The sequence below is a fragment of the Rudanella paleaurantiibacter genome (assembly GCF_009184635.1).
Classification (GTDB): domain Bacteria; phylum Bacteroidota; class Bacteroidia; order Cytophagales; family Spirosomataceae; genus Rudanella; species Rudanella paleaurantiibacter.
The window spans coordinates 954900-961787 of the sequence record NZ_WELI01000002.1 but is presented as its reverse complement, the minus strand read 5'-3'; the positions used below and the strand labels follow the sequence as shown (position 1 = coordinate 961787).

4 protein-coding genes and 1 rRNA gene are annotated in these 6888 nt (G+C 45.8%); 1 reads left to right on the top strand and 4 read right to left on the bottom strand.

Translation table 11 applies throughout. The annotated features are described in order from the left end of the window. Both F5984_RS08755 and pruA read right to left on the bottom strand, forming a co-directional pair. Positions 1-290 (bottom strand): 16S ribosomal RNA (locus tag F5984_RS08755); the annotation flags it as partial. Positions 291-494: 204 nt separating this feature from the next. After that, positions 495-2126 (bottom strand): L-glutamate gamma-semialdehyde dehydrogenase, encoded by a 1632-nt coding sequence (pruA, locus tag F5984_RS08750; RefSeq protein WP_152123843.1) that lies wholly within the window; start codon positions 2124-2126, stop codon positions 495-497. Positions 2127-2304: 178 nt separating this feature from the next. Between pruA and thrC the strand changes: the two genes are divergently transcribed. After that, positions 2305-3612: a threonine synthase gene (gene thrC / locus F5984_RS08745; protein WP_152123842.1), complete on the top strand. Its 1308-nt coding sequence runs from the start codon at positions 2305-2307 to the stop codon at positions 3610-3612. A 39-nt stretch (positions 3613-3651) separates the two neighbouring features. Here thrC and F5984_RS08740 read toward each other — a convergent pair whose 3' ends face one another. Both F5984_RS08740 and F5984_RS08735 read right to left on the bottom strand, forming a co-directional pair. Then, a complete protein-coding gene (locus F5984_RS08740) occupies positions 3652-5466 on the bottom strand; it encodes a tetratricopeptide repeat protein (protein ID WP_152123841.1) in 1815 nt (604 codons plus the stop codon). Between the two features lie 524 nt (positions 5467-5990). Continuing rightward, the gene (locus F5984_RS08735; RefSeq protein ID WP_246168875.1) at positions 5991-6875 is read right to left on the bottom strand and encodes a class I SAM-dependent methyltransferase; all 885 of its coding nucleotides are present in this window, start codon (positions 6873-6875) and stop codon (positions 5991-5993) included. Positions 6876-6888 lie beyond the last annotated feature (13 nt).

Below are 6888 nucleotides of genomic sequence, written 5' to 3'. Positions count from 1 at the left end.
CCGCTCCTCTCAGAGCCCCTACGGATCATCGTCTTGGTAGGCCGTTACCCTGCCAACTAACTAATCCGACGCAAGACCCTCCTTCACCTATAAATATTTATCTGTAAAACCATGCGATCCTACAGAACCATGCGGGTTTACCTTCGCTTTCGCAAAGCTATCCCCCAGTGAAGGGCAGGTTCCTTACGCGTTACGCACCCGTTCGCCACTGCCATTGCTGGCCGTTCGACTTGCATGTATTAGGCCTGCCGCTAGCGTTCATCCTGAGCCAGGATCAAACTCTCCATCGTAAATATTGTTTGTCAAGTCTTTCGACTTGACTGTGCTTTTTGCCTTTGTCTATCACTTATTTGTGATGCCAATATTTCAAAGAACGTTCTCTCTTTCGAGATGGAGGCCAACCGTTGTCGGCCTGTTCCCCTCATTTGGGACTGCAAAGGTACGCCACAAAAAACCCTTTTGTCAAGCCCTTCCTCAAAAAAAGTTTAAATTTTTTATTCAGCTTCGAGGAAAGGGTATTCGTAAGTACGAGGTGAAACAAAGGTTTCTTTGATCGTTCGTGCTGATACCCAGCGTAAAAGGTTCAGATAAGAGCCCGCCTTATCGTTTGTTCCAGAAGCCCGGGCTCCACCAAACGGTTGTTGTCCGACCACGGCCCCCGTTGGCTTATCGTTGATGTAGAAGTTGCCAGCTGCATTTTTCAGTAGCTTATCCACCTGATCAATCACGTAGCGATCTTTTGAAAAGATAGACCCCGTGAGCGCATACGGCGACGTGGTATTGACTAACTGCACTACTTCTTCAAACCGATCGTCTTCGAAGACATAGACTGAAAGTACTGGCCCAAAGATTTCTTCACACATGGTTTGATACTTCGGATCATCCACGCGTAATACCGTTGGTTCAACAAAGTACCCTTTTGACTTATCACAGTTGCCCCCAGCAATGACACTGACGCCCGGGTCCTGTTTAGCTCGTCCGATGTATTGGGCAATTTTATCAAATGCCCGTTCGTCAATTACGGCATTTACAAAGTTGGTCAGGTCTTCCGTCCCGCCCATTTTGATGCTCTTTAGCTGCTTTTGAAGTACCTGTTCTACTTCGGGCCAAAGTGATGCCGGTATATATGCCCGTGAGGCTGCTGAGCACTTCTGTCCCTGGTACTCAAACGCACCGCGCACTAAAGCTGTGGCCACTTCTTCTGCATTGGCCGAACCGTGAGCCAACACAAAGTCTTTCCCGCCTGTTTCGCCCACTATCCGTGGGTAGGTCTTGTATTTATGAATGTTCTGCCCGATTGTTTTCCAGATTTCCTGAAACACTTTGGTACTGCCCGTAAAGTGAATGCCCGCAAAGTCAGGATGGTTGAAGATAATCTCTCCCGCAACTGGGCCATCCACGTATATCAAGTTGATTACACCGTCAGGCAAGCCAGCTTCTTTTAGCACTTTCATAATCACGTGGGCTGAATACACTTGTGTGTAGGCTGGCTTCCAGACGACGGTATTTCCCAGCAGGGCAGCTGATGTGGGGAGGTTACCTGCTATAGCAGTAAAGTTGAACGGAGTAAGCGCGAAGACAAACCCTTCGAGGGGGCGGTACTCTAACCGATTCCAAACACCAGGACTTGACTTAGGCTGTTGGCTATAAATTTCGGCAGCGTACTGTACGTTGAATCGTAGAAAGTCAATCAACTCGCAGGCCGAATCGATTTCGGCCTGGAATACGTTTTTAGATTGCCCCAGCATTGTGGCAGCATTGATGGTTGCCCGGTACGGACCAGCTATCAACTCAGCGGCTTTAAGGAAAATACCCGCCCGGTGCTCCCAGGGCAAACTAGCCCAATTCTCTTTTGCAGCTAATGCGGCATCAATCGCTTGCTGAACATGTGAGGCATCTCCTTCTGAAAAATGACCAAGCGTATGCTGATGATCGTGCGGAGGGGCCATTCGAATACGGTTATCGGTATAAACCTCTTCGGCCCCGATGTACATCGGAATGTTCACTTCCTGATTCCGTGCCTCGGCTAATGCCTGCTGAATTGCTTTGCGTTCGGGTGAGCCAGGGCGGTATTCTTTTACGGGCTCGTTTTGTGGAGTGGGAATTTGAAACGTTCCGAATGACATAGTTGAAGTGTTTTGGGGCAAATATACTTTCTTACCCTCACTAAAAAGTAATAACACAATTTAGTGGGAATGCTATCCATGCGCGCAACGCTCTTTACCCATTTAGGTCTTAACATCGACATTTTAACCAATCCAATGTGGATAACCTTGTAAATTGCGCCCCTTATCCCTGAGTATCATGCGCTTTTACAGTACGAACAGCCCGGAGAAAACCGTTTCCATTCAAGATGCCCTTTTTACTAGCTTACCAGCCGACAAAGGGCTATACATGCCAGACCATTTGCCAGATCTTGGGCCGGCCTTCTTCAACCAAATTGCATCTGGAACTTTAGCTGACATTGGTTATCAGCTCAGTAAAGCTTTATTCGGTAACGAGATTTCTGATGCTGACCTCCAAGAGCTGACACACCGTGCCTTTCCGTTTGAAACGCCGGTTGTTCCGCTTGAAGCCGAAAAACTTGCTGTTTTGGAGCTGTTTCATGGGCCATCGCTCGCATTCAAAGATGTAGGCGCTCGTTACATGGCGGGCCTCATGTCGTATTTCTCCAAGCAACGTGACTCGGAAGTGCACATTCTGGTTGCAACATCCGGTGATACAGGCGGAGCGGTTGCCATGGGGTTTCATAATGTACCCGGTGTTCGCGTTTCTATTCTGTATCCGAAAGGACGGGTTAGCGATTTGCAGGAAAAGCAATTGACCACACTCGGTGGAAATATTCAGGCTTTTGAGGTTGAAGGGTCGTTTGATGATTGTCAGGCTTTAGTAAAGCAGGCTTTCCTTGATTCGGAACTGACTGACCAGATTGCTCTTTCATCGGCTAATTCGATTAACATTTTCCGGTTGATTCCACAGGGCTTCTATTATGTAAGCGCGTATGGTCAGGTCGCCAGTCACCAAAAACCAGTTGTCTTCTGTACGCCAAGTGGCAACTTTGGTAATCTGAGCGCAGGGGTTCTTGTTCAGAAAATGGGGCTTCCGGTTCACCACTTTATTGCCGCCACAAACCTTAATCATGTTGTGCCAGACTACCTCCTGTCTGGAGACTACACGCCAAAAGATTCGGTTGCTACCATTTCAAACGCAATGGATGTTGGTGCTCCCAGCAATTTTGTACGGTTAAAACACCTGTACGGCGATTCGTTCGATGCTGTAACAAGCCAAGTATCAGGTTGCTATTTCGACGATGAGCAAACGCGAGCTGGTATGCAGGCTATTTACGAAGCTTATGGGTACGTAAGTTGTCCGCATACCGCTATTGGTATCATGGGAATGCAGCAGTATTTAGCTCTTAACAATGCTGATGTTTGTGGTATCGCGTTAGCCACAGCTCATCCGTCAAAGTTTAAGCCTTTGGTTGAGAAAGTCTTATCGGTATCTGTTGATGTACCCGAACGACTTGCCGTGTTGGCTAGTCGCGAAAAGAGGTCGATTCAGATTCGACCTCGTTATCTGGATTTCAAAGAAGCGCTATTACAAACGATCTAAATCAATAGGGCCAATCTGAATCAGATTGGCCCTATTGATTTAATTCACAACATCACCGCGGAGACTTCGAAAACGTTTTCTGGCTTCGGCAACATAAATACTCCCTGAGTGATCGGTAAGTAGCTTCTGATAAATTGCCATAGCCTCATTTTTATCCTTGAGCCGCTCCTCGTAGATTTTCCCTTGAAGAAACAAGGCATCATCAGCCAGAATATCCTGGCCATGTGAAGCTGTAATTTGCTTGAGGTCTTCCATCGCTTTGTCGGTCTTCCCCTGCTTCAGATATGTATTTGCCCGCAACCACAGGATTTCATCAGCCAGCATGTGTGAGCTATATTTCGTCTGCATTGCATTTAAAGACTCAACTGCACCCTCCAGCTTATTTTGAAAAAGCATGAGCTCTACGGCCGCGTAATCGCGCATTGCAGCCCCTGTACTATCCATCCCAGTGTTGTCCTGAATGAGCAACCCTAATTGTTCGGCATCATTGGCAATTTCCCTGGAAGTAGCAAGTTTCAAAATATCCAGTATTTCCTTGGCCAGTATGAAGTTGCCACTGTAATAGTGCAGTTTGGCGTTTTTCAGCTTGGCTTCATGTCCTAATTGCTCCTCTTTCTGAGACTTTTCCACTTGCGAATACAACAATGTGGATTCCCAGGGCTCATTCTTAAGCAGATAGATATCTCCTTTGTCAATTTTGCACTTATCCACAAAATTCCGGTCAGTTTTCCCCATTTCGATGGCTAAATCTAGTACCGTCAGTGCCGTGTCTTTTTGATCTAAGTAATTGGCGTACAAATTTGCTGTACTACGCAGCGCATCTAAAGTCTTGGCATTTGTACCAATTTCCTGAAGCATACTCTGGTAGCTATTTATCAGCTTTCGGATTTCGGATGGATCAACGGGATAGGTGTTTTTGATTTGCTCCTCCCGGGCGTTTATTGTCAATCGGCGGGCGAATGGGTACAGCTGGCCTTGTGGATAGGTCGTGGCAACGTAATCAAAGGCATCTGCGGCAACTTTGTATTCCTTATTGTTCAAAGCAATATTGCCAAGGTCATACACACGACTGCCGTTTAACTTGAGCCGACGATCTGTTGCCTTCTCCTGCAGCAGGGCTCGGCTGAATTTCTGCTTCTGCACAAAAAACCAGGTAAGCAGATCGGTATAACTTAATTCATTCGGTTCTTGCTGTACACGGGCATACAATGCCTTTTCCAACATTTCCTCGTCTTTGGTGTTGATAACTCCCTGTAAAGCTGCCATCACCTTCTCACGCTTTTCGGGAAACCGGTTCAAGGTAAATAACTCACTCAGCCATTTTTCATTTTGACTCGTAGCGCGGTATAGGCCGGCTAACTCTTCGCTATAGGCTGAATTGTCTTTACTCAACTCGCGTGCTGTTAGCAGCGCTTTGATAGCCCACTTTGATTCGTTGATATCTGAAAAGGCAATGGCCGACTGTTCTGCTCTGGCAACAGACTTTTGTGCTTCTTTCAAGGCCGCGTTGAACCGCTTGTTCACTTCCAGGGTATCACTCCCCCGGCTAGCTACGAAACCCGTCAAGATTTCGAACAGATATTTATTCTCATTTTCCGACCGTACCTGTCTTTTCAAATACTTATCGGCTTCTTCATTTTTGTTTGCCCGCAATAGGCTATTCACATACCGAAAGGCCGTCGGCCAGTTGATCTGGTTTTTCAACAGCTTTGCGTATTCATTGGCCGCCTTTTCGAATTCTTCTTTTTTATAATACTCGTCGGCCAGGTCGGCTGGCGATTGACCGAGACACCAGTGGGCTTGTCCGACCAGCAGCACACCCAGCAACAGGATATACACAAACCTATTTTTCATTTTCTAATTTAATTAATTTCTTTAACTATTATAAACCATTAAGGCTGTGGATATGTGGAAAGATAAACTGTCCACAGCTACTTAACAATAACGGCTAATTTCTCAACATAGTTATCCCACAATGTTATTTTATTATCCACTTTGAATGTGTTGTTAATCAGCAAATTAACAAGTTATGCACAATTCTGGTGTTCACTTTTACACTTATTAACCAACCTCATTTTTGCACAATTTGCTCTTGACGAAAACATGTCATTGGCTCGTTGATTTCGGGACAGTTATTCTACACAATCGTTGTGGATAATCTCGGTTCAGGATAACCCTCAGCTTGTACACATTTTGGATTCAATCAATCTAACATTTATACACTTCTATGTGTGAGTTATCAACATGGTTATCCACCCAAAATTTTCACATTTTTAATTTTAGATTGACCTTTTCTGGATTCGTGAAATAGTCATGAAAAAGCCCTAAAGCATGGCTTCAGGGCTCGTCAGTATTTGGGATGCAGAATGGGCTTCAGGTTACAGCTTTCGGAATACGTAAATAAGGCTGGAGTAATTACCGGTTCGGCTGCCGTACATATTTGACCGTAATCCCTGGTAGATGCTTTCTAACCAATTTGTACGACCATCTCGATACTTCGTACTGAGCATACCGATATAAAAGGCATCGAAGTACATGGGGTGCATTTCCTGAAATGCGAAGCCGCTTTCATTTACCAGCTTCTTTAACGTGGGCGGGGTAAAATGTGACAGATGCCGTGGTACATCGTATGCTGCCCAATGATTCCGGAAATGTTGAGCGTCTAACGAATCTGAATTTGGTACCGCAATCAGCAGCGTCCCCCCTACCCGGATGCGGTTTCGTAATTTGACCAAAGTTTGGGGCAGGTCTGGCACATGCTCCAGAACGTGCCACATTGTGAGTAGGTCAAACTCGTTATCGGTAATCTGATCAATATCAGCCTTGACCTGAATCTGTAAACGATTAGTGGCTACTGTACGTGCGTTAGCGTCAGGTTCAACACCGTTGATTTGCCAGCCACCTTTATGGCACGTCTCTAAAAAAAGTCCCGTTCCACATCCTACGTCTAAGACCTTGCCTGGTTTGGCCTGTGTTGAGTTAATAAGCTTAAGCTTTTGCTGTAAGGTGTACTGACGAACCAAACGATATAATTTATTGATAAGGCCGCCCCCGCTGTCGTTGTGCGAAACATAATCAGCGGATTGGTAATAAGCGCCTATCGATGATGAATCAGGCCGCGGATTTGTAAAGCGAAAACCACACTGATTGCACGATTGTATGGTAAAATCGCTTTGGCTTATCAGATAGTCTTTACAAACTAAGTGCGTTGAAAATTGGGTGGAAGAGCAAATAGGACAGTTTGTCAACGTTTCCTGATTCATAGCAATAGCGACT

Excerpts from the sequence above, each read along its gene's own strand:
- pruA (WP_152123843.1), bottom strand. The coding sequence starts at position 2,126 with ATGTCATTCGGAACGTTTCAAATTCCCACTCCACAAAACGAGCCCGTA.
- thrC (WP_152123842.1), top strand. The coding sequence starts at position 2,305 with ATGCGCTTTTACAGTACGAACAGCCCGGAGAAAACCGTTTCCATTCAA.
- F5984_RS08740 (WP_152123841.1), bottom strand. The coding sequence starts at position 5,466 with ATGAAAAATAGGTTTGTGTATATCCTGTTGCTGGGTGTGCTGCTGGTC.
- F5984_RS08735 (WP_246168875.1), bottom strand. The coding sequence starts at position 6,875 with ATGAATCAGGAAACGTTGACAAACTGTCCTATTTGCTCTTCCACCCAA.